Source organism: Pseudomonas sp. JE3303 (assembly GCF_056312565.1).
In genome coordinates this window covers 1-25,065 of record NZ_JBWGIF010000019.1, presented here as the reverse complement: position 1 = coordinate 25,065, position 25,065 = coordinate 1, and the positions used below count along the sequence as shown (strand labels likewise).

Sequence of the window (25,065 nt, the reverse complement as noted above, 5' to 3'; positions counted from 1 at the left end):
TCACTCCCTGGGCTCGTCATCCTTCCCCGGCGCCTGCAGGTAGCGGGTGCGGTTGAAGGTTTCGAGCCATTCGGGGCAGAACACCACCAGCGCGCTGACCACCATGCCGTTGATGAAGGCCTCCGGAAAGATCATCAGCCAGAGGTAACCGACAAAATCCTCGATCCACTCGGGCATGGCGAACCTGCCGTCCAGCCACAGCAGCCCGAGCCCGGCCATCAGGCAGAGCAAAGCCGCCAATGCCGCAGCCAGGAATCCCGAGCAGAAGATATACACGAACGGATTGCGCGGCTGCGCGCGCTCCACAAGGATGGCGCAGGCTTCGGTCACCAGCACCGGCAAGCCGATCAGCAGCAAGCCATTCACGCCCAGCGCCGCCAAGTCCTGGCGCCCCATCGCCAGCAGCCCAGCCTGCGCCAGCAACCCGCCGATCACCGCCAGCGGCCAGTCGAGCAGCAGCGTGACCGCGGTCATGCCGATCAGGTGATAGGACACGCCTGTGTCGAAGTCCCGCCGCACCAACCACAACGCAAACAGCGCGAAAACCGCGCCAAACAGCACATGCTGGCGGCGGCTGTCGCTGAACAGCTCGACCCATCCAGTGCGCGTCGCCGCCCATAACAGCAGCGGCACGTACCCCACCCAGCCGAGGGTCAGGCTGGTGTGGGACAAGACCTGAGCGCTGATCACTGCCTGCGTCCTCCGATGCCTGTTGTGTTGGCTTGAGTCTAGCGCGGGCGCGTTTGCGGCTAAGCTTGTCTGCATGGACGACTCAGACTACCTGCGCCTGCTTACCATCCAGGCCGAACAGGCCAATGCTTTCTTATCCAATGCGCGCAAATGGGAGCGTGAACGTTGGGTGTGCCAGCGCCTGCTGCAAGGCCTGAACATCCCCTACCGCGCCGAAGACTTTGCCGCTGCCGGGCAGGAGCCGCCGGATGTGCTGTTTCGCGATGCGGCCTTCGAGGTGTTCTTCGTGCTGGACGAGGGCCGCCGGCTCAACGACGAATGGCGTGAAGAGCTGCAGCGCCGCCGCAGTGCCTTTTCCCTGAGCCAGCTGGTGCGCCGCGAAGCCCGCCCGCGCCGGATCAGCGCCCAGGAACTGCTGCAGCGGCTGGCGCCGACCTTGCGCAAGAAGGCGCACAACTACCTCGAACGAGGACTGGACCTGGGGGAGCTGGACATCATTGCCTTCTCCAGCCTCAAGCGCGAGGTGCTCGACCTCAACAGCCATTTTCCGCCACCGACCGAGTACCTGCGCCAGGGCTGGCGGTCGCTGTCACTGGTCGGCCCGACCTTTGCGCGGGTGCTGTTCGCTCACCCCGATGCACCGGATTTCCTGCGGGGCAACCTGGGGCGCAGCATTGTCTTCGATGTCGGAATCAGCCTTTGAGCCACTGCCGCGCTGCCTGCGGATGGCGTAGACTCGACGCCAGCGATACAAAGCATTCGCATTCGTTATCAAGCCCTTGGACGAACCCTGTAGCGTTTCTACAGTCACATGCGTCTATCTGACGAGGCCCACCATGACCAGCCGCCTGAATCCTGATGATCAGCGTCGTGTCGATGAGTACCTGCGTGCCCCCCAGCGTCAAGTCGAGCGCAAGCCTTTCAGGCCTTGGCTGCTCCTTGTGCTGGTGGTGGCCGTGACCATCGGTCTGGGTCTGTTGAGCCGCCTCCTGAGTCACCTGGTGCTATGAGCTGCCTCGCGCTCGCCCGATCCGCCCGCCCCACGCGGCCGGCCACTCAGGACCCGAATTCCGTAAACCTTATGAGATATTCCCATGACTCATCGCATCGTGATTGTCGGCGGCGGCGCCGGCGGCCTGGAACTGGCGACCCGCCTGGGCAAGACCTTGGTCAAGCGCGGCAAGGCCGAGGTCACCCTGGTCGACTCCAACCTGACGCACATCTGGAAGCCTCTGCTGCACGAGGTGGCCGCAGGCTCGCTGAACTCGTCTGAAGACGAGCTCAACTATGTTGCCCAGGCCAAGTGGAATCACTTCCAGTTCCAGCTTGGGCGCATGAGCGGGCTGGACCGGGAAACCAAGCAGATCCAACTGGCTGCGACCCTCGATGAAGAGGGCCGCGAGCTATTGCCCGCGCGCACCCTGGGCTACGACACGCTGGTGATCGCGGTAGGCAGCAACACCAACGACTTCGGCACCCTGGGCGCGGCGCAGCATTGCCTGTTCCTGGACACCCGCAAGCAGGCCGAGCGTTTTCATCAGCAGTTGCTCAACCATTACCTGCGTGCCCATGCTGGCGACCAGGCCAGCGCGAAGATCAGCGTGGCCATCGTGGGAGCTGGTGCCACCGGTGTGGAACTGGCTGCCGAACTGCACCACGCGGCTCACGAACTGGCTGCCTATGGCCTGGACCGCATCCAGCCCAAGGACATGCACATCACCCTGATCGAGGCAGGCCCGCGGGTATTGCCAGCGCTACCCGAGCGCATCAGCGTGCCGGTGCACAAGACCCTCGAGAAGCTGGGCGTGACGGTGATGACCAATGCCGCGGTCAGCGAAGTGAGCGCCGAGGGCCTCAAGACCGCCAATGGTGACGTGATCCAGGCCAGCTTGAAGGTGTGGGCGGCCGGTATCCGTGCACCGGGCTTCCTCAAGGACATCGATGGCCTGGAGACCAACCGCATCAATCAGCTGGTGGTGCGCCCTACCCTGCAGACCACGCTGGACGATGACATCTTTGCCTTCGGCGACTGCGCCGCGTGCCCGCAGCCGGGCAGCGACCGCAACGTCCCGCCTCGGGCGCAGGCCGCGCACCAGCAGGCATCCATGCTTGCCAAGAGCCTTGCGGCCCGCCTGGAAGGCAAGGCGCTGCCGACCTATGAGTACAAGGACTACGGCTCGCTGGTATCGCTGTCGCGTTTCTCGGCAGTGGGCAACCTGATGGGCAACCTGACGGGCAGTGTGATGCTCGAGGGCTGGCTGGCGCGGATGTTCTATGTATCGCTGTACCGCATGCACCAGATGGCGCTGTACGGTTTCTTCCGCACCATGATGCTGATGCTGGGCAGCCGTATCGGGCGTGGCACGGAGCCTCGTCTGAAATTGCATTGACCTGATCCAGGCGGTTCGGCATTGCGAACCGCCTGGATATGGACCGTACTAAATCCGAACCAAAAAAAAGGGCATCTCGTGAGAGATGCCCTTTTTTCTACAATATGGTCGGGGTGAGGGGATTCGAACTCCTGACATCCTGCTCCCAAAGCAGGCGCGCTACCGGACTGCGCTACACCCCGGTAAAAAAAAGGCACCAACAAAGGCGCCTTTTTTCAGCGACTGGGCGCGAATGGCGCTTCAGTCTTTTAAGATCCAAATCCCGGGAAGGACTCGAAAATGGTGGGTCGTGTAGGATTCGAACCTACGACCAATTGGTTAAAAGCCAACTGCTCTACCAACTGAGCTAACGACCCAAAAAAATGGTCGGGGTGAGGGGATTCGAACTCCTGACATCCTGCTCCCAAAGCAGGCGCGCTACCGGACTGCGCTACACCCCGAGTTGGCTCCGCGACCTGGACTCGAACCAGGGACCCAATGATTAACAGTCATTTGCTCTACCGACTGAGCTATCGCGGAACTGATACTCGTACAACTTTTACTGCAAGCTTCGAATGCTGTATCGCTACTGCCTCGACTCTTCGACCTTGTGCATCGCTGCGTTCATGTCTCTGAGGCGCGCTATTCTACAACCTTCAAAACCCTTGTCAACCCCCAATTTGCATTTAACTAACTGATTTGCAAATTGTTTTTAGAATCCGATGTTGCTGGTTCTGCATGTTGGGTGACAGCGGGGCGCATATTAAAAGCACTTGGCGCAAAATGCAAAGAAAAATTTCAACGGGTTCAAGAAGTTGTGGGAGCGGGATGGCCCGCCCCCACAAAACCGGTCAGGCGAAGGCGATTCCCTCCCCTTCGACCTTGGCCGTGATCGGCGTCCCAGGCACGAATTTGCCCGACAGGATCAACTGCGCCAACGGGTTCTCGATCCAGCGCTGGATCGCACGTTTCAGTGGACGCGCGCCGTAGACCGGGTCGTATCCGACCGCAATCAGCTTGTCCAACGCCTCGGGGCTCAGCTCCAGGCTCAGCTCGCGCTCCGCCAATCGACTACGCAGGCGGCCCAGCTGGATCTCGGTGATACCGGCGATCTGCTCGCGGCCCAGGGGCTCGAACACCACCACTTCGTCGATCCGGTTGATGAACTCCGGCCTGAAGTGCGCACCCACTGCATCCATCACCGCCGCGCGCTGCGCCTCGCGATCACCGACCAGCTCCTGGATCTGCGCCGAGCCCAGGTTGGAGGTCATCACGATCACGGTGTTGCGGAAATCGACGGTACGGCCATGGCTGTCAGTCAGGCGACCATCTTCCAGTACCTGCAGCAACACGTTGAACACATCCGGATGCGCTTTCTCGACCTCGTCGAGCAGCACTACCGAGTAAGGCTTGCGCCGTACCGCCTCGGTCAGGTAACCGCCCTCCTCGTAGCCGACATAGCCTGGCGGCGCGCCGATCAGCCGGGCCACGGAATGCTTCTCCATGAACTCGGACATGTCGATACGCACCATGGCCTCCTCGGTGTCGAACAGGAACTCCGCCAGCGCCTTGCACAGCTCGGTCTTGCCCACCCCGGTCGGGCCGAGGAACAGGAACGAGCCGCTCGGACGGTTAGGGTCCGACAGACCGGCACGCGAGCGGCGCACGGCGTTGGACACGGCGACCACCGCCTCTTCCTGGCCGATCACTCGCTGGTGCAACAGGCCTTCCATCTTCAGCAGCTTCTCGCGTTCGCCCTCGAGCATCTTGGAGACGGGGATACCGGTCCACTTGGAGACCACCTCGGCGATTTCTTCCTCGGTCACCTTGTTGCGCAGCAGCTGGTTCTCGGCCTTGCCGTGCTGGTCGACCATCTGCAGGCTGCGCTCCAGGTCGGGGATCACACCGTACTGCAGCTCGGCCATGCGGCTCAGGTCACCACGCCGGCGGGCGGCCTCGAGCTCCTGGCGCGATTGCTCGATCTTCTGCTGGATCTGCGCCGAGCCTTGCACTTCTGCTTTCTCGGCGGCCCAGACCTCTTCAAGGTCGGAGTATTCACGCTCCAGACGAGCGATGTCGTCGGTAAGCTTTTCAAGGCGTTTCTTGGCCGCTTCGTCTTCTTCCTTCTTCAAGGCCTGGGACTCGACCTTGAGCTGGATCAGGCGACGCTCCAGGCGATCGAGCACCTCGGGCTTGGAGTCGATCTCCATGCGGATGCGGCTGGCGGCCTCGTCGATCAGGTCGATGGCCTTGTCCGGCAGCTGGCGGTCGGTGATGTAGCGATGGCTGAGCTTGGCCGCGGCGATGATCGCGCCGTCGGTGATGGCCACCTTGTGGTGCACCTCATAGCGCTCCTTGAGGCCACGCAGGATGGCGATGGTGTCTTCCTCGCTCGGCTCCTCGACCAGCACCTTCTGGAAACGCCGCTCCAGCGCCGCGTCTTTCTCGATGTACTGGCGGTACTCGTTCAGCGTGGTCGCGCCGACGCAGTGCAGTTCGCCCCGCGCCAGGGCTGGCTTGAGCATGTTGCCGGCATCCATCGAGCCCTCGGCCTTGCCTGCGCCGACCATGGTGTGCAGCTCGTCGATGAACAGGATGATCTGCCCTTCCTGCTTGGACAGCTCGTTGAGCAGGCCCTTGAGGCGCTCTTCGAATTCGCCGCGGAACTTGGCGCCTGCAATAAGGGCGCCCATGTCCAGCGACAGCAGGCGCTTGCCCTTGAGGCCATCCGGCACTTCGCCATTGATGATGCGCTGGGCCAGGCCTTCGGCGATGGCGGTCTTGCCGACCCCAGGCTCACCGATCAGCACCGGGTTGTTCTTGGTGCGGCGCTGCAGGACTTGAATGGTGCGGCGAATCTCGTCGTCACGGCCGATCACCGGGTCGAGCTTGCCCTCTTCGGCGCGCTTGGTCAGGTCGACGGTGTACTTGTCGAGGGCTTGGCGGGACTCTTCGGCGTTGGGGTCATTGACCGCTTCGCCGCCACGCAGGTTGCTGATGGCGTTTTCCAGGGCCTTCTTGCTCACGCCCTGGCCGAGCAGCAGCTTGCCGAGCTTGCTGTTCTCGTCCATGGACGCGAGCACCACCAGCTCGCTGGAGATGAACTGGTCACCTTTCTGCTGGGCGAGGCGGTCGGCCTGGTTGAGCAGGCGCGCCAGGTCCTGGGACATGTTGACGTCGCCGGTCGGGTTCTGGATCTTGGGTAGCTGGTCCAGCTCCTTGGTCAACGCCTTGCGCAGGCTGTTGATATCGAAGCCGACCTGCATCAGCAGCGGACGGATCGAGCCGCCCTGCTGGTCGATCAAGGATTGCAACAGGTGCGTTGGCTCGATGGCCGGATGGTCCATGCCGACAGCCAGGGACTGGGCATCGGACAACGCGAGTTGCAGTTTGCTGGTCAAACGGTCTATTCGCATAACTTACCTTCCTATAATGGGCAGGTCGGAGCGATGGACACACCTGATGAAGAAACCTGCCAGAGATAACCCAATAGATTGGGTTGTTTGCGCAAGATTCAAGCTTAGCGGGGTTGACCGGAGTCAAGAGGGATCAGCGCGGCTCCAGCCACACCAATGATGCGAAACGGCCACCTTGCGGTGTGCGCCGATAGGAAAAGAAGCGTGGATCGCTGACGGTGCATAGCCCGCCGCCGTATACCGCAGTCACACCGCGTGCGGCCAGGCGCAGGCGTGCCAGGGCATAGATGTCCGCCATCAGCTTGCCAGGGCGATCGCCTGCAACAAACGCGGCGGCGGCGGCCGGATGAACGGCAGTGAAAGCGTCGCGCACTTCAAGACCGACCTCGAAGGCGTGCGGACCGATCGCCGGTCCAAGCCAGACCAGCACGTCTTCGGGGGGCACGCCCAGGGCATCCAGGGTGGACTCCAGTACGCCACCGGCCAACCCGCGCCAGCCAGCGTGAGCAGCGGCCACGCGGGTACCGGCGCGGTCACAGAACAGCACGGGCAGGCAATCGGCGGTCATCACCGTGCAGGCGATGCCGGGAGTGGACGTCCAGCTGGCATCCGCTTCCGCGACCGTGGAGGGATCAGCGTCGGACACCTCCAGGCCGTGAACCTGCTTGAGCCATGCCGGCTGAATCCCGAAGGTCTCGCTGAGGCGGCGACGGTTCTCGGCCACGGCAGCCGGCTGGTCGCCGACATGGTCACCGAGATTGAAACTGTCGTAGGGCGGCAGGCTGATACCGCCTGCACGGGTGGTGACGCAGGCGCCTACCGAGGCCGGGGCCGGCCAGTCGGGAAACAGCAGCGACTGCGCCAGGCCGTTCACCCGACGAAGCTCTCGCGGTCCTGCTTGAGCAGCGACAGCAGCCAGACGAAGTCGTCGGGCAGTGCCGATTCCCAGCCAATGCGCTTGCCGGTCTCGGGGTGATCGAGCTCAAGGAAGCGCGCATGCAGCGCCTGGCGCGGGAAGGTCTTGAGCGCATCGACCATCGACGGGTTGGCCGCCGGCGGAATGCGGAAGCGCCCGCCATACACCGGGTCGCCGACCAACGGGAAGTTGACGTGGGCCATGTGCACGCGGATCTGGTGGGTACGCCCCGTCTCGAGCTTGACGCGCACATGGGTGTGCGAACGGAAGCGCTCGAGTACACGGTAGTGGCTGACCGCCGGCTTGCCGCCCTCGGTCACGGCCATGCGCTGACGCTGGCCACCATGACGGCCGATCGGTGCATTGATCTTGCCGCCTGCGGTGACGACGCCGATGACGATGCACTCATAGATCCGGCTGACGCTGCGGCTCTGCAGCTGCGCGACCAGGTTGGTCTGCGCCTGCAACGTCTTGGCGACCACCATCAGACCGGTGGTGTCCTTGTCGAGGCGATGGACAATGCCCGCGCGCGGCACGTTGACGATGTCTGGCACGTGGTGCAACAGGGCATTGAGCAAGGTGCCGTCGGCGTGGCCCGCCGCGGGGTGCACCACCAGGCCTGCCGGCTTGTTGATGACCAGGATATGGTCGTCTTCATAGACGATATCCAGCTCGATGGCCTGGGCCACCCACTCGCCCTGGGCCTCGTGCTCGGCCTCCAGGGCCAGCAGCGAGCCGCCGTGGACGATGTCGCGCGGACGCAGGACGGCGCCATCGACGGTCAGGCGGCCCTCCTTGATCCAGGAGGACAGGCGTGAACGCGAGTACTCGGCGAACAATTGGGCGGCCACCTGGTCCAGGCGTTGACCGCCCAGTTCGTATGGCACTTCTGCACTAAGTTGAATGATCTCGGACATGCTCGAATCAGCGGGCGGCACAGCCTTTGGTTTCGACTGCACGCTTGTGGTTAAATACGGCTTCTTTTGCCCCGACGGTTACACCGGGGCGCTCATCATAACAGGACGGCACCGCCCAAGACAGCGGCCGTCAAAGGGACGCAAGCCGCCATGCAAGTGAAACACCTGCTGCTGATCGCCATCCTTGGACTGACCGCTGCGTGTTCTTCGAAGGAAGTCATCGACGAAAACCTGAGCGAAGCCGAGCTGTACCAGCAGGCGCAGGCCGATCTGGACAACCACAGCTACACCAGCGCCACCAGCAAGTTGAAGGCCCTGGAGTCGCGCTATCCGTTCGGCCGCTACGCCGACCAGGCGCAGCTGGAACTGATCTACGCCAACTACAAGAACGCCGAGCCCGAGGCCGCCAAGTCCGCCGCCGAGCGTTTCATCCGCCTGCATCCGCAGCATCCGAACGTCGACTACGCCTACTACCTCAAGGGCCTGACCTCGTTCGACCAGGACCGCGGCCTGCTGGCGCGCTTCCTGCCGCTGGACATGACCAAGCGTGACCCGGGTGCCGCGCGCGACTCCTACAACGAGTTCGCCCAGCTCACCAGCCGTTTCCCGAACAGCCGCTACTCGCCCGACGCCAAGCAGCGCATGATCTACCTGCGCAACCTGCTGGCTTCCTACGAGATCCATGTCGCCGACTACTACCTGACCCGCGAGGCCTACGTCGCCGCAGCCAACCGTGGCCGCTACGTGGTCGAGAACTTCCAGGAGACGCCATCGGTCGGCGACGGCCTGGCCGTGATGACCGAGGCGTACCAGCACCTGCACCTGGACGAACTCGCCGCCACCAGCCTCGAGACCCTCAAGCTCAACTACCCTGACCACCCTAGCCTGGTCGATGGCGAGTTCGTGCCCAAACAGGGCGAGGCGGACAACCGCTCGTGGCTTTCCAAGGCCACCTTGGGCCTGATCGAGTCCGAGACGCCACTGCCGCCGGGCGAGACCCGTGCCAACCAGGACGTGATCAAGCAGTACGAAGACGCCAAGTCCGAGATTCCGCGAGAGCTGCTGCCCAAGGACGAAGACGGCAATCCGATCGAGCCGGAAGGTCCGAAGGAAGCCGAGCAGGACCGTTCGTGGTTCAGCTACATGACCTTTGGTCTGTTCGACTGACTCTACGCGCATCAGATAAAGGGAGGCCTGGGCCTCCCTTTTTTCATGGCCGCGCCCTAGACTGTCTGCTCTTCATTTAGACAAGCTGGACACCATGGTTCGCCTACTCTTCTGGATCGCCCTGATCGCCGCCGCGTTCTGGCTGTGGCGCAAGTTCAAGATCAGCCAAGAAACCCGCCAGGACAACACTCTCGACGACCCGCTGAAAATGGTCCGCTGCGCCCATTGCGGCGTGCACCTGCCCGGTGACCGGGCCTTGTGCCAGGGTAGCCAGTGGTATTGCAGCCAGGCGCACCTGGAGCAAGGGCCGGGGCAGCAACGCTGAGGCCATGCGTCCTGACGTGCCCTGCTACGCAGGCGCGTAGGGTGCGGGATCGATGATCGGCGTGTTCCCCAGCAGCAGATCACAGAACAGCTGACATGACGCCGGCGCCAGCACCAAGCCGTTGCGGTAATGACCGCAGTTCAGCCACAGGCCGGGATGACCCGGCACTTCGCCGATATACGGGATACCTTCGGGCGAACCCGGCCGCAGACCCGCCCAGTGCGCTACCGGCGTGGCATCGGCAAGCGCTGGCAACAGCTCGATCGCCGAGGCCTTGAGGCTTTCCAGGGCTTGCTCGGTCGGGGTCTTGTCATAGCCCGCATGTTCCAGCGTGCTGCCCACCAGGATGTGACCGTCGCGTCGCGGTATCGCATAGCGGCCCTTGGCCAGGACCATGCTCGGCAAGAAGTCCTCGGCGCACTTGTAGAGAATCATCTGGCCTTTGACCGGTTCGACCGGCAGCTCCATCCCCAGGGTAGCGAGCAAGTCGCCACTCCAGGCGCCAGCGCTGAGCACCACCGCATCGCCAGCCAGCAGCCCTTCATCGGTCTGCACGCCGGTGATGCGCTCGCCGTCCCGGGTGAACCCGCTGATCCGGCAGTGCTCGCGCAGGGTGACGTTGGGCAACGCCAGCAGCGCCGCCTTGAGCGACTTGACCAGGCGCGGATTGCGCACGTTGGCCACACCTTCCATGTAGATCGCCCGCTTGAAGCCAGCACCGAGCACAGGCACCGCGTCATAGGCCGCCGAGATATCCACGGCCCGCAGCGGACGCCCTTCACGCGCCGCCCAGGCGAGGGCCTCGGCTTCGTCGTCCAGGTCCAGCCAGTACAGCCCGGTAGTGTGCACCTCGGGATCGACACCGGTACTGGCGTACAGACGCTCGGCCAGCTGTGGATAAAAATCCTGTGACCAGTGCGCCAGCGCCGTCACCGCCGGGCTGTAGCGCCAGGGGTACAGCGGCGAGACGATACCGCCACCCGCCCAGGACGACTCGCGCCCCACTTCGCCCTGGTCACAGACCACTATCCGGTCGACCTGGGCTGCCAGGTTGAACGCTGTCAGCAGGCCGATCACCCCGCCCCCGACAATCACTACTTGCTTGCTCATCTGTCGATCCAACACCTGAAGTAAATCGTCATTCAGCCTTCAGCTTCCCCAGCAACCCGCTGTGTCGCCGCTCGCGCCCTGATTGCCTTGCACCCCTGCCTGGTCGAGCGCGAAATCACCGCAGCGATCCTGCTCCATCATCGCGTGCGGCAGCCGCCGGGCAATCAGACGAAAGGCGTCGCCGCCGCGCTCCGCCACCAGCCGGTAGTATCGGCTGCCAAGGGGCAATGGCGTCACCTGGGCCTGGCTGTCGGCGTACTGGCCGGTGCGGAAATAATGGCGCTCCAGGCGCAAGGCACTGTCATGCAGCATGCCGATGGCCTCGGTGCGCGCTGCACGCCTGACCTGGTCGCTGTAGCTGGGGTAGGCAATGCCCGCCAGCATGCCGACGACGGCAACGACAAGCAACAATTCGATCAGGCTCAGGCCTCGCTGCGCAGGTTGCATCTCATTCCTCCCTGAGCCGCTGGCGCCACATGATTCTCACAGGCGCCCCGCCCTCTTCCAAGGCAACGATGCTTTCGAGCACCTGCCGCCCTGAAGTCGCGCGGCTGACCGCGGTAATACGGAACAGGGTGACCGGCCTGCCGATTGGCCTGTGCACGGCACGCAGGCTGGGGCCGAGATTCTGTAGCAGGTAGAAGCCGTCCCTGGTCGATTGCCAAGGCTGGCTTGGACGGGCGGCATCGTCATGCGCATCCACTGGCGGTAGGCACAGGGTGCAAGGCGCAGGGGGTGCCAGCAGCAACTGCGTCTCAGCTAGCGCCAGGGTCGCCTCGGCCTGCTCGAGCCCGCGCAGGCTCATGGCCAGATTGCCCGCCATGCGCTCCTGCAACAACGCGCCCTGCAAGGCCGAGGCACCGAGAAGGCCCAACGCTAACATCAGCACCAGGCTTGCCAGCAGGATGACGCCCCGCTGCCTGCTCACGGACCTGGCAACCGGTTGCGCAGGCTAATACCCATGTCATACCGCTGCTCGATACGCTGCAGCGGGTCGAACAAGGTCAGTTGCACGTTCAACCGTTCGTGCTCCCCCAGCCGCTCGCGCGACACCCGCATATCGCGCACCTGCTCGATGAGCGCGGCGGTACGCCCTCCGCCCGCCAGCAGCAGCCGGTCCCCCTCCAGCCGATACACCTGGCGGCGAATCGGAAAGGCAAGCTCATGGGGGCCGGGTACGTGATCCTTGTCACGCACCTGGGCCCAGGTGCTGCAATCGCTCACCAGAACCCAGTCCGGCCTGCCGCTATCCCCCGCCAACTGTCCGCCCACCAGCTCGAGGCTCAGCAGGCGTCCATCGCTGTCCTGGACGATGCGCAACGGCCGGGCGAAGGCCTGTGCAGCCCCTGGCGCACGATAATCATCGTTTTCGAGCCGGAGACAGCCAAACATGCCGGTCATGCGCAGGTCATGGGCGAGACGCTGCAGCACCAGGCGGGCGTCCTCCTGCAAGCGCGCCGAGGCATGCTGCAGCTGCCACGACGGGTAGGCGGATACCAGTACCTGCCCACCGGCTACCAGCAACAGCAGCCCCAGGGCCAATGACAGACTGACCTCCAGCAGGCCAAAGCCCTGCTGGTTCTTCATCGGGCAGGCGCCAGCGTGCGCTCGAAGGCGCTGCTGGATCGCCAGGCTGCCTGGCTACTGCGCCCGGCCTCGTCGGTCATCTGCAGCGCCCGCACCTGCAGCGCTGCGGTTGAAAACACCCCCAGCGAAAGCACCACCAGGGTCATCAGCACTTCAAGCAGCGTCATTCCACGCTGGCGGATCGAGTTCATGGCGCCTCCTGCGATTTTTCCATGGGCAACCGCCCTTCCTGCCGACTGGACCTCATGTCCATGGCTACGGAAGCTATAGCGAAGCACTTCCCAGGAGGAATGCACGGTGTGGCAACAGGGAGCAACACTGATACAGCTGATGTCGGGATTGGCCCTGATGGGCCTGCTGACACTGATAGGAATACCGTCCTACACGCTCATGAGCATGGAGCTACAACAGCGAACAGCCGCCCAAGACCTCGCCCAGGCACTGCGCATTGCGCGCAGCCATGCGGTCCTGCAAAACCGGGTGGTCGTGGTGGAAGCGCTGCAGGAGGACTGGGGGGCAGGCTGGCGCATCCTGCTGGCAGGGGAGCAGCAGTTGCTGCGGGAGAAACGGCATTCGCGGCGGCTGACCATCGTCGGCAATCAGCCCGTTGCCAGACAGGTCAGGTTCAACGGCCTGGGCCTCCCCTTCCCCGCGCGCGGCGGTGTCCAGAACGGGACGCTGCACGTCTGTGGCCTGGAGGGAGACAGCCACTACCGGATAGTCGTGGCGCCCAGCGGGAGGATCAGCCTGCGCGAGGGCGTGCAGGTGCACGCCGGTTGCGCAGGCATGGCCTCAGATCAGCGAGCGGACCCGCAGCTCCTTGGGCATGGAAAAGGTGATGTTCTCCTCGCGCCCGTCGAGCTCCTCGGCCCCCGTCGCGCCCCACTCGCGAAGCTGCGCGATGACCCCGCGCACCAGCACTTCCGGCGCCGAGGCACCGGCAGTGATGCCGATCCGCTCGACACCGTCGAACCAGCTGCGCTGCAGGTCTTCGGCACCGTCGATGAGGTAGGCCGGAGTCGCCATGCGCTCGGCCAGCTCACGCAGGCGGTTGGAGTTGGAGCTGTTGGGGCTGCCGACGACCAGCACCACGTCGCACTCGTCGGCCAGTTGCTTGACGGCGTCCTGGCGGTTCTGGGTGGCGTAGCAGATGTCGTCCTTGCGTGGGCCGCCGATATTCGGGAAGCGCGCGCGCAGGGCGTCGATGACACGGCTGGTGTCATCCATCGACAGGGTGGTCTGGGTCACGAAGGCCAGGCGGTCCGGATCACGCACCTGCAAGGTGGCGACATCCTTCTCGTCCTCGACCAGGTAGATGGAGCCGCCATTGCTGGCGTCGTACTGCCCCATCGTGCCCTCGACCTCCGGGTGGCCGGCGTGACCGATGAGGATGCACTCCTTGCCGTCGCGGCTGTACTTGGCCACTTCGATATGCACCTTGGTCACCAGCGGGCAGGTCGCGTCGAACACCTTCAGGCCACGGCCGGCCGCTTCCTGGCGCACGGCCTGGGACACGCCGTGGGCGCTGAAGATGACGATGACGTCATCCGGCACCTGGTCAAGTTCCTCGACGAAGATGGCGCCGCGGGCGCGAAGGTCTTCGACCACGAACTTGTTGTGCACCACTTCGTGGCGCACGTAGATCGGCGGGCCGAAGACTTCCAGCGCCCGGTTGACGATTTCGATCGCCCGGTCCACCCCTGCGCAGAAGCCGCGGGGGTTGGCGAGTTTGATTTGCATGCTCGGCTCCAGGCCTACAACGCCCTGACCTCGAGGATTTCCACCTCGAAGCTCAGGATCTTGCCAGCCAGTGGGTGATTGAAGTCGATGGTCACCTGGGCGTCGTCGAACGCTTTCACCACGCCAGGCAGCTCGGCATTGGCGGCGTCGTTGAAGATCACCAGCAGGCCCTCGGACAGCTCCATGTCGGTGAACTGCGTGCGCGGCATGACCTGGACGTTCTGCGGATTGGGCTGGCCGAAGGCGTTTTCAGGCGCCACGGTCACGGTGCGCTTGTCGCCGGCCTTGAAGCCGAACAAGGCAGCCTCGAAACCAGGCAGCAGGTTGCCGTCGCCGACCTTGAACACAGCCGGGGCCTTGTCGAAGGTGCTGTCGACGGTGTCGCCGTTTTCCAGGTGCAGCGCGAAGTGCAGTGTCACTTCGGTGTTCTGGCCAATGCGGGTATCAGTCATTGACGGCTTCCTCGGACTTCTTGCTCTTGAACATATCCAGCGCCAGCATTATTGCGCCGACAGTGATAGCGCTGTCGGCCAGGTTGAAGGCCGGGAAGTGATGGCGGTTCTGCCAGTGGACCAGGATGAAGTCGACGACATGGCCCAGCACGACGCGGTCGTACAGGTTGCCCAGCGCGCCGCCCAGCACCAGGGCCAGGGCGACGGCCAGCCAGGTCTCGTTACGTCCCAGGCGCTTGAGCCATACCACCAGCACCGCGCTGACCACCAGGGCGATCATCGCGAACAACCAGCGCTGCCAGCCGGAGCTGTCGGCCAGGAAGCTGAACGCAGCCCCGGTATTGTAGGCCAGCGTCCAGCTGAAGTAGTCGGGGATGACCACGATCTGCTGGTACATGCTCAGGTTGCTGTTGAAGTAGAGCTTGCTGGCCTGGTCGAGGACCAGTACCAGCACGCTCAGCCAGAGCCAGGCAAGGCGCCCGAAGCGCCCGGCAGCGGGGTTAGGCATAGTGGCGCACCTCGCCCTGGCCGCTGATGTTTTCAGCGCAACGGGTGCAGATTTCCGGATGCTCCGGATTGGCGCCGACATCGGCGCGGAAGTGCCAGCAACGGCCGCACTTGGCATGACCCGACTTGACCACCTGGAGCTTGAGGCCTTCGACCTCGGTCACCACGGCTTCGGCAGGCGCCTGGACGAACGGCACCACGCTGGCGGCAGAGGTGATGAGCACGAAGCGCAACTCGTCGCCCAGCTTGTCGAGGTCGGCGCTCAGGGCGTCGTCGGCGAACAGGGTCACTTCGGCCTGCAGGTTGCCACCGATGGCCTTGGCCGCGCGCTGGTTCTCCAGTTCCTTGTTGACCGCAGCCTTGACGGCCATCACGCGGTCCCAGTAGGCGCGGTCGAGCTCGATGCCTTCCGGCAGCTCGGTCAGGCCCTGGTACCAGGTGTTGAGCATGACCGACTCGTTGCGCTCGCCCGGCAGGTACTGCCACAGCTCGTCGGCGGTGAAGGCCAGGATCGGTGCGATCCAGCGCACCAGTGCCTCGCTGATGTGGTACAGCGCGGTCTGGCACGAGCGGCGCGCGACACTGTTGACGCCGGTGGTGTACTGGCGGTCCTTGATGATGTCGAGGTAGAAGCCGCCCAGCTCCTGCACGCAGAAGTTGTGGATCTTGGAGTACACGTTCCAGAACCGGTATTCGCTGTAGTGCTCTTCGAGCTCGCGTTGCAGCAGCAGCGCACGGTCGACCGCCCAGCGGTCGAGCGCCAGCATGTCTTCGGCCGGCAGCAGGTCGCGGGCCGGGTCGAAGCCCGACAGGTTGGAAAGCAGGAAGCGCGCGGTGTTGCGGATACGCCGGTAGGCGTCGGCGCTACGCTGCAGGATCTGCTCGGACACGGCCATCTCGCCCGAGTAGTCGGTGGCCGAGACCCACAGGCGCAGGATGTCGGCACCCAGGGTGTCATTGACCTTCTGCGGCTCGATGGTGTTGCCCAGCGACTTGGACATCTTGCGGCCGTTCTCGTCCACGGTGAAGCCGTGGGTGAGCAACTCGCGGTACGGCGCGTGGTTGTCGATCGCGCAACCGGTCAGCAACGAGGAATGGAACCAGCCACGGTGCTGGTCGGAACCTTCCAGGTACAGGTCGGCACGCGGGCCGGTGGCGTGGCCGATATCGTGGGAGCCGCGCAGCACGTGCCAGTGGGTGGTACCGGAGTCGAACCACACGTCCAGGGTGTCGGTGATCTTGTCGTACTCGGCGGCTTCATCACCCAGCAGCTCGGCGGCGTCCAGCTTGAACCAGGCTTCGATGCCCTCGAGTTCGACGCGCTTGGCCACTTCGTCCATCAGCTCGACGGTGCGCGGATGCAGCTCGCCGGTCTGCTTGTTCAGGAAGAACGGGATCGGCACGCCCCAGTTGCGCTGGCGCGAGATGCACCAGTCAGGACGGTTGGCGATCATCGAGTGCAGGCGCGCCTGGCCCCAGGCCGGTACGAACCTGGTCTCTTCGATGGCCTTGAGCGCACGCTCGCGCAGGGGCTCGCCGGTGCTCGGCTGCTTGTCCATGCCGACGAACCACTGCGCGGTGGCGCGGTAGATCAGGGGGGTCTTGTGGCGCCAGCAGTGCATGTAGCTGTGGCTGATGGTCTCGGTGTGCAGCAGAGCACCGACTTCGCCCAGCTTCTCGACGATGGCCGGGTTGGCTTTCCAGATGAACTGGCCGCCGAAGAACTCCAGCGACGGCACGTACACACCGTTGCTCTGCACCGGGGTCAGGATGTCGTCGTTGACCATGCCGTAGCGCTTGCAGGTCACGAAGTCGTCTTCGCCATAGGCAGGCGCCGAGTGAACGACCCCGGTACCCGCGCCCAGCTCGACGTAGTCGGCCAGGTACACCGGCGACAGGCGATCGTAGAACGGATGACGGAAATTGATCAGCTCCAGTGCCGAACCCGGTGCGGTGGCCACGACCGAACCTTCCAGGCCGTAGCGCTGCAGGCACGACTCGACCAGCTCTTCGGCGATTACCAGCAGTTTTTCGCCGGTGTCGACCAGGGCATAGGCGAACTCAGGGTGCACGTTGAGCGCCTGGTTGGCCGGGATGGTCCACGGGGTGGTGGTCCAGATCACGATCGAGGCTGGCTTGGACAGGCTGGCCAGGCCGAAGGCGGCGGCCAGCTTGTCGGCATCGGCGATCGGGAAGGCGACGTCGATGGTCTGGGATTTCTTGTCGGCGTACTCGACCTCGGCCTCGGCCAGGGCCGATCCACAATCGAAGCACCAGTTGACCGGCTTCAGGCCCTTGAACACGAAGCCCTGCTTGACCATCTCGGCCAGGGCGCGGATTTCACCGGCCTCGTTGGCGAATTCCATGGTCTTGTACGGGTTGTCCCAGTCACCCAGTACGCCCAGGCGGATGAACTCGGTCTTCTGCCCTTCGATCTGCTCGGCGGCGTAGGCGCGGCAGAGCTCGCGGGTCTGGTCGGGGCTCAGGTGCTTGCCGTGGGTCACTTCGACCTTGTGCTCGATCGGCAGGCCGTGGCAGTCCCAACCCGGAACGTAAGGCGCGTCGAAACCGGACAAGGTCTTGGAACGGACAATCATGTCCTTGAGGATCTTGTTCAGCGCATGACCGATGTGAATCTTGCCGTTGGCATAGGGCGGGCCGTCGTGCAGTACGAACTTCGGACGATCCTTGCCAATCTCGCGCAGCTTCTGGTACAGGCCAATGCTGTCCCAGCGCTGCAGAATCTGCGGTTCGCGCTGAGGCAGGCCGGCCTTCATGGGGAAGGCGGTGTCCGGAAGGTTAAGCGTGGCTTTGTAGTCGGTCATTTCAGGCTCTTCGTTAGCGGTTGAGCGTGCCAATGGGCACGTGCGGCGGCGATATCCGCATCGATCGCCGACTTTAGCGCCTCCAGAGAGGCGAAACGCTGCTCTTCACGCAGCTTCTGGTGGAAGTCCACCGTCAGGCGCCGGCCATAAAGATCGCCGGCGAAATCCAGGAGATGTATTTCGAGGTGTGGCCGCCCGTCACCTGCGACGGTGGGCCTGACCCCGATGTTGGCAACGCCCGGCCAGACCTTGCCGTCGATCTCGGCGCTGGTCAGGTAGACCCCGCTGAGCGGCACGCGGCGGCGCTTGAGCTGGATGTTGGCGGTCGGCGTGCCCAGCTGACGGGCGAGCTTCTGACCGTGCAGCACCCGGCCGCTGATCTGGTACGGACGGCCCAGCAGGTGCGCGGCCAGGGCGAAGTCACCGGCGGCCAGGGCCTTGCGCACTTCGGTGCTGCTGACTCGCAGGCCGTCCTCTTCGACGGTGCGCGCGGCTTCGACACTGAAGCCGTGCTCGCGTCCAGCCTCGACGAGGTAGGCGAAGTCGCCCGCGCGGTCGCAGCCAAAGCGGAAATCATCGCCGACCTCAAGGTGACGCACACCCAGGCCCTTGACCAGGATGGCTTCGACGAACGCCCGGGCGCTCAGCTTGCTCAGCCGCTGGTTGAAGGCCAGGCACAGCACCCGGTCGATGCCTTCGGCGGCGAGCAGGTCGATCTTGTCGCGCAGGCGTGCAAGACGGGCCGGCGCGGTGTCCGGTGCGAAGTACTCGCGCGGCTGCGGCTCGAAGATGACGACGCAGGTGGGCACCCCGAGCTCCCGCGCACGCTCGCGCAGACGCGCCAGGATTGCCTGGTGGCCATGGTGAACCCCGTCGAAGTTGCCAATGGTGGCGACACAGCCCCGATGCTCGGGGCGCAGGTTGTGAAGACCTCGAACCAGCTGCATAACGCGCTTCTTGCTCATAAAGTGGTCGATTATAACCACACCCGGGCGCTGACGACAGGCAGCAGCACCACAGCGGCGTGTGGAATGCGAAAAACCGACGCCTGACCCCGCACTCGCCTCAGTGCAGGGCCTTGCGCGCAAAATGCCGTGGGCGCAGACCGCACAGGAACAGGCATCCGAAATAGGTCACCACGCCGGCCAGGATCAAGGCACCCAGGCGCATGAAACGCTCAAGCATGCCGCCCTCCTCCCAGGCTGGCAGGTAATGCATGCCCGCCAGCAGCACTGCCGACATCAGGGTGACGGCCAGTACCAGCTTGAGCAGGAACAGGCCCCAGCCCGGCTGGGGCTGGAACAGCTGCTGCTGGCGCAGTTTCCAGTACAGCAGGCCGGCATTGAGGCAGGCGCCAATGCTGATGGCCAGGGCCAGGCCTGCGTGCTGCAACGGGCCGACCAGCACCAGGTTGAGCAACTGCGTGGAGATCAGCGTGAAGATGGCGATCTTCACCGGCGTGCGGATGTTCTGCTGTGCGTAGAAACCCGGTGCCAGTACCTTGACCAGGATGATCGCCAGCAGACCCACCGAATAGGCGATCAACGCGCGCTGGGTCATGGCGGCATCGAAGGCGGTGAACTTGCCGTACTGGAACAGCGCGACGGTCAGCGGCTCGGCAAGAATCCCAAGGGCCAGGGTACACGGCAGCACCAGCAGGAAACATAGGCGCAGGCCCCAGTCGAGAATCCGCGAATACTCATGCCGGTCGCGGTTGGCATAGGTCTTGGCCAGGGTTGGCAGCAGAATAGTGCCCAGGGCCACGCCCAGCACCCCGGAGGGCAGCTCCATCAAGCGATCGGCGTAGTACATCCAGGACACCGAGCCCGCCACCAGGAACGAGGCGAAGATGGTGTTGATGATCAGCGAGATCTGGCTGACCGACACCCCGAGGATGGCCGGCAGCATCTGCTTGAGCACACGCCACACACCGGTATCGCGCAGGTTCAGGCGTGGCAGCACGAGCATGCCGATCTTCTTCAGGTGTGGCAGCTGGTACAGCAGCTGCGCCAGGCCGCCGGCCAGCACGCCCCAGCCGAGCGCCATGATGGGCGGGTCGAAGTAGGGCGTGAGGAATACCGCGAAGCCGATCATCGCCACGTTGAGCAAGGTCGGCGTGAACGCAGGGACCGAGAAACGGTTCCAGGTATTGAGGATGGCGCCCACCAGCGACGACAGCGAGATCAGTAATATATAGGGGAAGGTCACCCGCAGCAGGTCGGTGGTCAGCTGGTACTTCTCTGCATCGTCGACAAACCCTGGCGCCGTGACCCATACCACCCAGGGGGCGGCCAGGATGCCCAGCGCGGTGACCACCGCCAGCACCAGGGTCAGCAACCCGCTGACATACGCAATGAATGTGCGGGTCGCTTCCTCGCCCTGCTGGGTCTTGTACTCGGCCAGGATCGGCACGAAGGCCTGGGAAAAAGCACCCTCTGCAAAGATGCGGCGCAGCAGGTTTGGCAACTTGAACGCGATGAAAAAGGCGTCGGTGGCGACTCCGGCACCGAAAATCCGTGCAAGGATCGTGTCCCGAACAAAGCCCAGAACCCTGGAAATCATTGTGATAGAGCTGACTGCGGCCAGGGATTTGAGCAGGTTCATGGAAAAGTTTCAGCCTGAAGACAGAGAGCGCTGCCAGGCAGCGCCCGAGTATGCGATACTCTCCCGCTCATTGCAGGGGAGCCAAAACTCCCGAGTGTACAGGTCACGGCGCAGAAAGGAATCTTTCCACTCTGCATCAGGACCACTCGGCAGATCTCTGCAGCTGGCCTTGACAACCGGTCTACTGATCGGCATGATTCGCGGCCTATTTTGTTCGCTATTTATCCAAAAGTCTTTCAAGGAGCTCGACGGTGGCCAACTCACCTTCCGCCAAGAAACGTGCAAAACAGGCTGAGAAGCGTCGCAGCCACAACGCCAGCCTGCGTTCCATGGTCCGTACCTACATCAAAAACGTAGTCAAGGCCATTGACGCAAAAGACGCCGAAAAAGCGCAAGCTGCTTACATCCTGGCTGTGCCAGTTATCGACCGTATGGCCGATAAAGGCATCATCCACAAGAACAAGGCTGCTCGCCATAAAGGCCGTCTGAATGGCCACATCAAGGCGCTGAAAGAAACTGCAGCTGCCTAAGCGACACGCTTGTTAAAAAACCGACCTTAGGGTCGGTTTTTTATTGCCTGCGATTTGCTATCGGGAAAAACAGTCTCTTGCTGAACAGACAACCTTGACTGCAGGCCCCGGATTCAAGGGCCCGCAGTCATCGCCTTACTGTGCGATCGAAATCTTCGGCGCCCAGATCAGCCACTCCTCTTCCGGCTTGTCGAACAGGGCAAACGTCTGCTGCGGCCGGGCAGGGTTACCCATCTTCTCGCCATCAGGCGTAGCGAACGCAATACCACCTTCAATCAAGGTCTCGAGTGATTCGGTACGCACCGAAGCGCCCTTGAACAACCCGAAATCGAAGCCGAAGCCGCTGCTGGTCCAGAAGCGACTGCCCCCGCGAACCAACGTTGCGTAGCGTGGCTCGATGAGCACGTGGATGAGTACACGGTCCGCGGTCTGTCCCAGCTCGAAGCCGGTTACCTTGCCGACCGCCACTTCGCGGTAGGTCACGGGCACTCCAGGCTTGATCGAGCCCCGGCGTGGCGCACTCAGCGTGAGCGGCAAGCCGACGGGTTCTTCCTTGAGCTCTGGCGCCTGGTTCAGGGCGGTGAACTCACGTTGCACTCCCCCACTCCGGGCTGCGGGCTGCACTTCGAGGTACTGTCCAGTCACCAGCGTCTCAAGGTTCTCGGTACGCACCAGGCCCAGGGCTGGCTTGACCACCCAGAAGCGCGTGCCTTGGCGAGTGATGCGCTCCGGCACTTCAGTGATGCGGGCACGCAGCAGTACGCCTTGCAGGTCCTGAGTCAGGTCCACGCTTTCGACCTGGCCGACATCCAGCCCCCTGAAGCGGATGGGTGTTCCCGGCTTGAGTCCGTCAGCACGGTCTACGCGAATGGTGATGGACGTGCCGGTACGATTCGCTGCATCCTGACTTTCATGCAAACGGAAACGAGGAATACGCCGTTTCAGGGCGACATTCTGCTCGGGCGTCTCGAACGCGATGCCCCCGGCCATGAGGCTCTGCAGGGATTCACTCTTGACCTGGATACCCGACAGCCCGCCTGTCAGGGTTATTCCGCTGGCGTTCCAGAACCGCGTGGAGCCGTTAACCAGGTTGGCGTACTCCGGCTCGATATGCACCCCGATGAGGATACGCTTGCTGTTCTTGGCGAACTGGTAGCTTTGCACGCTACCCACCCTGACCTGGCGGTAGAGCACAGGGCTGCCCACATCCAACGAACCCAGGTTTTCGCCGGACAGCACCAGGTGCAGACCCGGTGACTTCAGGTCCAGAGGCGGCGCCTTGGCCCGCGCCTCGAACTCGCGCCGAGGCAAGGCACCCTTGTCACCCGGCCTGATAGCGATGTAGTTACCTTTCACCAGGGCTTCCAGACCGGTAATGCCAGCCAGCGAGATGGATGGCTTGACCACCCAGAACTGGGTACCGTCGACGAGGTAGTCCTCGGCCAGCGGATCAAGCGTGATCTCGGCCATGGCGCTGCTGAGGTCGCTGTCTATCTTCAGGGTTTTCAACGAGCCGATCTGGATGCCCTTGTAGAGCACTGGCGTACGCCCAGCCTGCAGGCCTTCGAAGTCAGTCAGCTTGACCCTGATGCGGATGCCCGCCTGCGCCGCATCGAAGTCTTCATAAAGACGGAACGGCAGGCTTGGATCGGTAGCAGGGCTGTCCTTGCGATGCTCGGGGGTGGCGAAGGCGATACCCCCGGCAACGATGCTCGACAACGATTCGCTGCGCACCTTCACCCCTGACAGGCTCGCATCGATGCTGACGCCACTGGCGTTCCAGAATCGCGTGTGCTTGCGCACCAGCTTGGCGTAGGCAGGCTCGATGAACACTTTGACCTCGACGGTATCCTGGTCTTCGGACAGTCGATAGCTCTTCACCCGGCCTACCTGGATCTGCTTGTAGAACACTGGGCTGTCGCGGTTCAGCGAGCCGAGACGATCTGCCTTGAGCGTCAGATGCAGCCCCGGGGTACTGTCGGACAATGGCGGGGCGACGGCAAGTGCGGTGAAGCGCTGGGTTGGTTCGCCCTCCCCCGGGCTCACGGCAATGTAGTTGCCTGACACCAATGTCTCGAGCCCGGTGATACCGGCGAGCGTGACGCTGGGCTTGACCAGCCAGAAGCGCGTCCCGGTATTGAGATGGGGTTCGGCTTCCTTGTTCATCTCGATGGTGGCGATGACACCAGTGGTGCTGCCCTCGGCATCGAGCACCAGGCTCTTGACCTTGCCCACCGACATGCCTTTGTAGAAAACCTCGGTCTTGTTGGCGACGATGCCTTCACCACTTTCAAAACGCACTTCGATACTCACGCCAGCAGCCCGATAGGCCTGCCAGCCCAGCCAACCGCCGATGATCAGAGCGATCAGGGGAAGAATCCAGATGGCCGACCAATTGGATGCTGGGCGGGTTTTGGCCTTAGGCAAATCACTCATTGTCGTCGTCCGACTCCGTGTTATCCCAGATCAGTCGGGGATCAAAAGTTAATGCAGCAAACATGGTCAGGATGACCACACTGGCAAATGCGACAGCGCCCAGATTGGCTTCGACATTGGCGATCCGGCCGAAATTCACCACGGCCACCAGAATGGCGATGACAAAGATGTCGAGCATCGACCAGCGCCCGATGAATTCGATGAACCGATACATCCAGATCCGCTGGCGCGCGGACAGCGGTTGGTGGCGCTGCACCGAATACAGCAGCAGGCCGATCCCCACGAGCTTGAAGGTGGGGACGAGGATACTGGCGACGAACACCACCGCCGCGATTGGCAGCATGCCGTGCTGCATCAGGCTGATGACCCCGGACATGATGGTGTCCGGGGTGCCTTGCCCCAGGCTGCTCACGGTCATGATCGGCAATACGTTGGCCGGTATGTAGAGAATCGATGCGGTAATCAGCAGTGCCCATGTGCGCAGGATGCTGTTCGGCCGGCGTCCATGCACGATCGCGCCACAGCGGGTGCAGCTCTGCGAACGGCTTTCGGGCTCCTGGCGATTCAGTTCATGGCATTCATTGCAGACCAGAATGCCCGCATCAATCGCCCGCATGCGCATCTTCTCCCGACAAGGCGACCCAGATCTGGTGTGGCGACATCACCACTTCCAGCCAGACCTGGACCAGCAACAGACTGATAAAACACAAAAGGCCAAGGCCCAAGCTGAGCTCGGCCATGTCGGCGAGCTTGACGATCGCCACCAGCACGCCCATGAGGTAGACCTCAAGCATGCCCCAATCGCGCAAATGATGATAAATCCGATAGAGCAGGAGGCCGAGGCTGCGCCCTACGCCCAGGCGGATGCTCAGCAGCACTGCCAACTGACACAGCAGCTTGAGCAAGGGAATGGCCATGCTGCAAAGGAAGACCACCAGGGAAACACTCTGCATGCCGGCGTTGTAGAGTCCGACTACCCCACTCCACACCGTGTCGTCAGCGCTCTGGCCAAGCAAATGCAGTTGCATGATGGGCAGGAAATTGGCCGGCACGTAGAGCAGCAATGCAGTGAGCACCAGGGCCAGGCTGCGATTGACGACGTTGTGACGATGAGCGAACAGCTCGTAGCCACAACGAGGGCAGTGGGCTTTCTCGTCATTGCGCAGCGTCGGCTTGCTCATCAGCAGGTCGCACTCGTGACAGGCGACCAGGTCATCCAGTGGCCGATCGGCGAGCGTTCGAGGTTCGACAGGGTTGGGCATAGAAGGATTCTGAATGGATGCGAGGCTCTATTCTAGTGTTCTGAGGCCGATTGTGGGAATCGACCAACAGCTATGAGCCGCCCGCAAAGACAAAACCCCTACCTGCTCGCGCAGATAGGGGTTTTGCGAAATGAATCTTGACGATGACCTACTCTCACATGGGGAAACCCCACACTACCATCGGCGATGCATCGTTTCACTGCTGAGTTCGG

24 protein-coding genes, 4 tRNA genes, 1 rRNA gene and 1 pseudogene are annotated in these 25,065 nt (G+C 63.1%); 7 read left to right on the top strand and 23 right to left on the bottom strand.

Annotated elements, in window-relative coordinates; translation table 11 throughout:
* Window positions 1–690 (bottom strand): energy-coupling factor ABC transporter permease, encoded by a 690-nt coding sequence (locus tag AC0ZZU_RS22815; protein ID WP_476343530.1) that lies wholly within the window; start codon window positions 688–690, stop codon window positions 1–3.
* 73 nt (window positions 691–763) lie between these two features.
* On the opposite strand from AC0ZZU_RS22815, the gene AC0ZZU_RS22810 reads away from it, so the two are divergent.
* The 3 genes from AC0ZZU_RS22810 to AC0ZZU_RS22800 all read left to right on the top strand — a co-directional run bounded on the left by AC0ZZU_RS22810 (window position 764) and on the right by AC0ZZU_RS22800 (window position 3,080).
* Window positions 764–1,393: a DUF1780 domain-containing protein gene (locus tag AC0ZZU_RS22810; RefSeq protein WP_476343529.1), complete on the top strand. Its 630-nt coding sequence runs from the start codon at window positions 764–766 to the stop codon at window positions 1,391–1,393.
* A 133-nt stretch (window positions 1,394–1,526) separates the two neighbouring features.
* Entirely contained in the window at window positions 1,527–1,700 is a 174-nt protein-coding gene (locus AC0ZZU_RS22805) for a DUF3094 family protein (protein ID WP_158459845.1), read from the top strand.
* A gap of 84 nt (window positions 1,701–1,784) precedes the next feature.
* Entirely contained in the window at window positions 1,785–3,080 is a 1,296-nt protein-coding gene (locus AC0ZZU_RS22800; RefSeq protein ID WP_476343528.1) for an NAD(P)/FAD-dependent oxidoreductase, read from the top strand.
* Window positions 3,081–3,185: 105 nt separating this feature from the next.
* On the opposite strand, the gene AC0ZZU_RS22795 is transcribed toward AC0ZZU_RS22800, so the two are convergent.
* The 7 genes from AC0ZZU_RS22795 to rluD all read right to left on the bottom strand — a co-directional run bounded on the left by AC0ZZU_RS22795 (window position 3,186) and on the right by rluD (window position 8,308).
* A tRNA-Pro gene (locus tag AC0ZZU_RS22795) sits at window positions 3,186–3,262 on the bottom strand.
* 98 nt (window positions 3,263–3,360) lie between these two features.
* Window positions 3,361–3,436: transfer RNA gene (locus AC0ZZU_RS22790), tRNA-Lys, on the bottom strand.
* A 7-nt stretch (window positions 3,437–3,443) separates the two neighbouring features.
* A tRNA-Pro gene (locus AC0ZZU_RS22785) sits at window positions 3,444–3,520 on the bottom strand.
* Between the two features lie 3 nt (window positions 3,521–3,523).
* Window positions 3,524–3,599 (bottom strand) — tRNA-Asn (locus tag AC0ZZU_RS22780).
* Window positions 3,600–3,910: 311 nt separating this feature from the next.
* Window positions 3,911–6,475: an ATP-dependent chaperone ClpB gene (gene clpB / locus AC0ZZU_RS22775; RefSeq protein ID WP_476343527.1), complete on the bottom strand. Its 2,565-nt coding sequence runs from the start codon at window positions 6,473–6,475 to the stop codon at window positions 3,911–3,913.
* A 133-nt stretch (window positions 6,476–6,608) separates the two neighbouring features.
* Window positions 6,609–7,349: a peptidoglycan editing factor PgeF gene (gene pgeF, locus AC0ZZU_RS22770; protein ID WP_476343526.1), complete on the bottom strand. Its 741-nt coding sequence runs from the start codon at window positions 7,347–7,349 to the stop codon at window positions 6,609–6,611.
* Window positions 7,346–8,308, bottom strand: a complete 963-nt coding sequence (gene rluD, locus AC0ZZU_RS22765) for a 23S rRNA pseudouridine(1911/1915/1917) synthase RluD (protein WP_476343525.1) — start codon at window positions 8,306–8,308, stop codon at window positions 7,346–7,348. Before rluD ends, pgeF begins: the two co-directional genes overlap by 4 nt.
* 150 nt (window positions 8,309–8,458) lie before the next feature.
* On the opposite strand from rluD, the gene AC0ZZU_RS22760 reads away from it, so the two are divergent.
* Entirely contained in the window at window positions 8,459–9,475 is a 1,017-nt protein-coding gene (locus AC0ZZU_RS22760; protein ID WP_476343524.1) for an outer membrane protein assembly factor BamD, read from the top strand.
* A 94-nt stretch (window positions 9,476–9,569) separates the two neighbouring features.
* Entirely contained in the window at window positions 9,570–9,800 is a 231-nt protein-coding gene (locus AC0ZZU_RS22755) for a PP0621 family protein (RefSeq protein ID WP_476343523.1), read from the top strand.
* A 24-nt stretch (window positions 9,801–9,824) separates the two neighbouring features.
* On the opposite strand, the gene thiO is transcribed toward AC0ZZU_RS22755, so the two are convergent.
* The 5 genes from thiO to AC0ZZU_RS22730 are packed head-to-tail and all read right to left on the bottom strand — an operon-like array spanning window position 9,825 to window position 12,688.
* Window positions 9,825–10,910, bottom strand: a complete 1,086-nt coding sequence (thiO, locus tag AC0ZZU_RS22750; protein WP_476343522.1) for a glycine oxidase ThiO — start codon at window positions 10,908–10,910, stop codon at window positions 9,825–9,827.
* Between the two features lie 39 nt (window positions 10,911–10,949).
* The gene (locus AC0ZZU_RS22745; protein ID WP_476343521.1) at window positions 10,950–11,357 is read right to left on the bottom strand and encodes a type IV pilin protein; all 408 of its coding nucleotides are present in this window, start codon (window positions 11,355–11,357) and stop codon (window positions 10,950–10,952) included.
* Between the two features lies 1 nt (window position 11,358).
* Window positions 11,359–11,838, bottom strand: coding sequence for a pilus assembly PilX family protein (locus tag AC0ZZU_RS22740; protein WP_476343520.1), 480 nt, complete (start codon window positions 11,836–11,838; stop codon window positions 11,359–11,361).
* Window positions 11,835–12,497, bottom strand: a complete 663-nt coding sequence (locus AC0ZZU_RS22735; protein ID WP_476343519.1) for a PilW family protein — start codon at window positions 12,495–12,497, stop codon at window positions 11,835–11,837. The genes AC0ZZU_RS22740 and AC0ZZU_RS22735 overlap by 4 nt, the downstream gene beginning before the upstream one ends.
* Window positions 12,494–12,688 (bottom strand): type IV pilus modification PilV family protein, encoded by a 195-nt coding sequence (locus AC0ZZU_RS22730; RefSeq protein ID WP_476343518.1) that lies wholly within the window; start codon window positions 12,686–12,688, stop codon window positions 12,494–12,496. The genes AC0ZZU_RS22735 and AC0ZZU_RS22730 overlap by 4 nt, the downstream gene beginning before the upstream one ends.
* A 139-nt stretch (window positions 12,689–12,827) precedes the next feature.
* Here AC0ZZU_RS22730 and AC0ZZU_RS22725 point away from each other — a divergent pair.
* Window positions 12,828–13,175: pseudogene (locus AC0ZZU_RS22725) on the top strand (GspH/FimT family pseudopilin); the annotation flags it as partial.
* 114 nt (window positions 13,176–13,289) lie between these two features.
* Here AC0ZZU_RS22725 and ispH read toward each other — a convergent pair.
* From ispH to murJ, 6 genes are all read right to left on the bottom strand, one after another.
* A complete protein-coding gene (gene ispH, locus AC0ZZU_RS22720; RefSeq protein WP_158459834.1) occupies window positions 13,290–14,237 on the bottom strand; it encodes a 4-hydroxy-3-methylbut-2-enyl diphosphate reductase in 948 nt (315 codons plus the stop codon).
* 14 nt (window positions 14,238–14,251) lie between these two features.
* Window positions 14,252–14,689, bottom strand: a complete 438-nt coding sequence (gene fkpB / locus AC0ZZU_RS22715) for an FKBP-type peptidyl-prolyl cis-trans isomerase (RefSeq protein ID WP_158459833.1) — start codon at window positions 14,687–14,689, stop codon at window positions 14,252–14,254.
* The gene (lspA, locus tag AC0ZZU_RS22710; RefSeq protein ID WP_476343517.1) at window positions 14,682–15,197 is read right to left on the bottom strand and encodes a signal peptidase II; all 516 of its coding nucleotides are present in this window, start codon (window positions 15,195–15,197) and stop codon (window positions 14,682–14,684) included. The genes fkpB and lspA overlap by 8 nt, the downstream gene beginning before the upstream one ends.
* Window positions 15,190–18,021, bottom strand: coding sequence for an isoleucine--tRNA ligase (gene ileS, locus AC0ZZU_RS22705; RefSeq protein WP_476343516.1), 2,832 nt, complete (start codon window positions 18,019–18,021; stop codon window positions 15,190–15,192). The genes lspA and ileS overlap by 8 nt, the downstream gene beginning before the upstream one ends.
* Window positions 18,018–18,968, bottom strand: a complete 951-nt coding sequence (gene ribF / locus AC0ZZU_RS22700; RefSeq protein ID WP_476343515.1) for a bifunctional riboflavin kinase/FAD synthetase — start codon at window positions 18,966–18,968, stop codon at window positions 18,018–18,020. The genes ileS and ribF overlap by 4 nt, the downstream gene beginning before the upstream one ends.
* A 118-nt stretch (window positions 18,969–19,086) precedes the next feature.
* A complete protein-coding gene (gene murJ, locus AC0ZZU_RS22695) occupies window positions 19,087–20,625 on the bottom strand; it encodes a murein biosynthesis integral membrane protein MurJ (protein WP_476343514.1) in 1,539 nt (512 codons plus the stop codon).
* Window positions 20,626–20,876: 251 nt separating this feature from the next.
* Here murJ and rpsT point away from each other — a divergent pair, with 251 nt between their 5' ends.
* Complete coding sequence (gene rpsT / locus AC0ZZU_RS22690; RefSeq protein WP_158459828.1) at window positions 20,877–21,155, top strand: 30S ribosomal protein S20; 279 nt, start codon at window positions 20,877–20,879, stop codon at window positions 21,153–21,155.
* Between the two features lie 135 nt (window positions 21,156–21,290).
* Here rpsT and AC0ZZU_RS22685 read toward each other — a convergent pair whose 3' ends face one another.
* The 4 genes from AC0ZZU_RS22685 to rrf form a co-directional block, all read right to left on the bottom strand.
* Window positions 21,291–23,591 carry a PqiB family protein gene (locus AC0ZZU_RS22685; protein WP_476343513.1) on the bottom strand — a complete coding sequence of 767 codons (2,301 nt, stop codon included), beginning with the start codon at window positions 23,589–23,591 and terminating at the stop codon, window positions 21,291–21,293.
* On the bottom strand, window positions 23,584–24,207 hold the full coding sequence (locus tag AC0ZZU_RS22680; RefSeq protein ID WP_476343512.1) for a paraquat-inducible protein A: 624 nt from the start codon (window positions 24,205–24,207) through the stop codon (window positions 23,584–23,586). Before AC0ZZU_RS22680 ends, AC0ZZU_RS22685 begins: the two co-directional genes overlap by 8 nt.
* Window positions 24,194–24,853: a paraquat-inducible protein A gene (locus AC0ZZU_RS22675; protein WP_476343511.1), complete on the bottom strand. Its 660-nt coding sequence runs from the start codon at window positions 24,851–24,853 to the stop codon at window positions 24,194–24,196. Before AC0ZZU_RS22675 ends, AC0ZZU_RS22680 begins: the two co-directional genes overlap by 14 nt.
* A 135-nt stretch (window positions 24,854–24,988) precedes the next feature.
* Window positions 24,989–25,065, bottom strand: a 5S ribosomal RNA gene (gene rrf, locus AC0ZZU_RS22670); the annotation flags it as partial.

What these genes read in the sequence shown, in the direction of transcription:
- AC0ZZU_RS22810 (WP_476343529.1), top strand. Translation starts at nt 764, where the DNA reads ATGGACGACTCAGACTACCTGCGCCTGCTTACCATCCAGGCCGAACAG.
- AC0ZZU_RS22805 (WP_158459845.1), top strand. Translation starts at nt 1,527, where the DNA reads ATGACCAGCCGCCTGAATCCTGATGATCAGCGTCGTGTCGATGAGTAC.
- AC0ZZU_RS22800 (WP_476343528.1), top strand. Translation starts at nt 1,785, where the DNA reads ATGACTCATCGCATCGTGATTGTCGGCGGCGGCGCCGGCGGCCTGGAA.
- clpB (WP_476343527.1), bottom strand. Translation starts at nt 6,475, where the DNA reads ATGCGAATAGACCGTTTGACCAGCAAACTGCAACTCGCGTTGTCCGAT.
- rluD (WP_476343525.1), bottom strand. Translation starts at nt 8,308, where the DNA reads ATGTCCGAGATCATTCAACTTAGTGCAGAAGTGCCATACGAACTGGGC.
- AC0ZZU_RS22760 (WP_476343524.1), top strand. Translation starts at nt 8,459, where the DNA reads ATGCAAGTGAAACACCTGCTGCTGATCGCCATCCTTGGACTGACCGCT.
- AC0ZZU_RS22755 (WP_476343523.1), top strand. Translation starts at nt 9,570, where the DNA reads ATGGTTCGCCTACTCTTCTGGATCGCCCTGATCGCCGCCGCGTTCTGG.
- thiO (WP_476343522.1), bottom strand. Translation starts at nt 10,910, where the DNA reads ATGAGCAAGCAAGTAGTGATTGTCGGGGGCGGGGTGATCGGCCTGCTG.
- AC0ZZU_RS22745 (WP_476343521.1), bottom strand. Translation starts at nt 11,357, where the DNA reads ATGCAACCTGCGCAGCGAGGCCTGAGCCTGATCGAATTGTTGCTTGTC.
- AC0ZZU_RS22735 (WP_476343519.1), bottom strand. Translation starts at nt 12,497, where the DNA reads ATGAAGAACCAGCAGGGCTTTGGCCTGCTGGAGGTCAGTCTGTCATTG.
- AC0ZZU_RS22730 (WP_476343518.1), bottom strand. Translation starts at nt 12,688, where the DNA reads ATGAACTCGATCCGCCAGCGTGGAATGACGCTGCTTGAAGTGCTGATG.
- ispH (WP_158459834.1), bottom strand. Translation starts at nt 14,237, where the DNA reads ATGCAAATCAAACTCGCCAACCCCCGCGGCTTCTGCGCAGGGGTGGAC.
- fkpB (WP_158459833.1), bottom strand. Translation starts at nt 14,689, where the DNA reads ATGACTGATACCCGCATTGGCCAGAACACCGAAGTGACACTGCACTTC.
- lspA (WP_476343517.1), bottom strand. Translation starts at nt 15,197, where the DNA reads ATGCCTAACCCCGCTGCCGGGCGCTTCGGGCGCCTTGCCTGGCTCTGG.
- ileS (WP_476343516.1), bottom strand. Translation starts at nt 18,021, where the DNA reads ATGACCGACTACAAAGCCACGCTTAACCTTCCGGACACCGCCTTCCCC.
- ribF (WP_476343515.1), bottom strand. Translation starts at nt 18,968, where the DNA reads ATGCAGCTGGTTCGAGGTCTTCACAACCTGCGCCCCGAGCATCGGGGC.
- murJ (WP_476343514.1), bottom strand. Translation starts at nt 20,625, where the DNA reads ATGAACCTGCTCAAATCCCTGGCCGCAGTCAGCTCTATCACAATGATT.
- AC0ZZU_RS22685 (WP_476343513.1), bottom strand. Translation starts at nt 23,591, where the DNA reads ATGAGTGATTTGCCTAAGGCCAAAACCCGCCCAGCATCCAATTGGTCG.
- AC0ZZU_RS22680 (WP_476343512.1), bottom strand. Translation starts at nt 24,207, where the DNA reads ATGCGGGCGATTGATGCGGGCATTCTGGTCTGCAATGAATGCCATGAA.
- AC0ZZU_RS22675 (WP_476343511.1), bottom strand. Translation starts at nt 24,853, where the DNA reads ATGCCCAACCCTGTCGAACCTCGAACGCTCGCCGATCGGCCACTGGAT.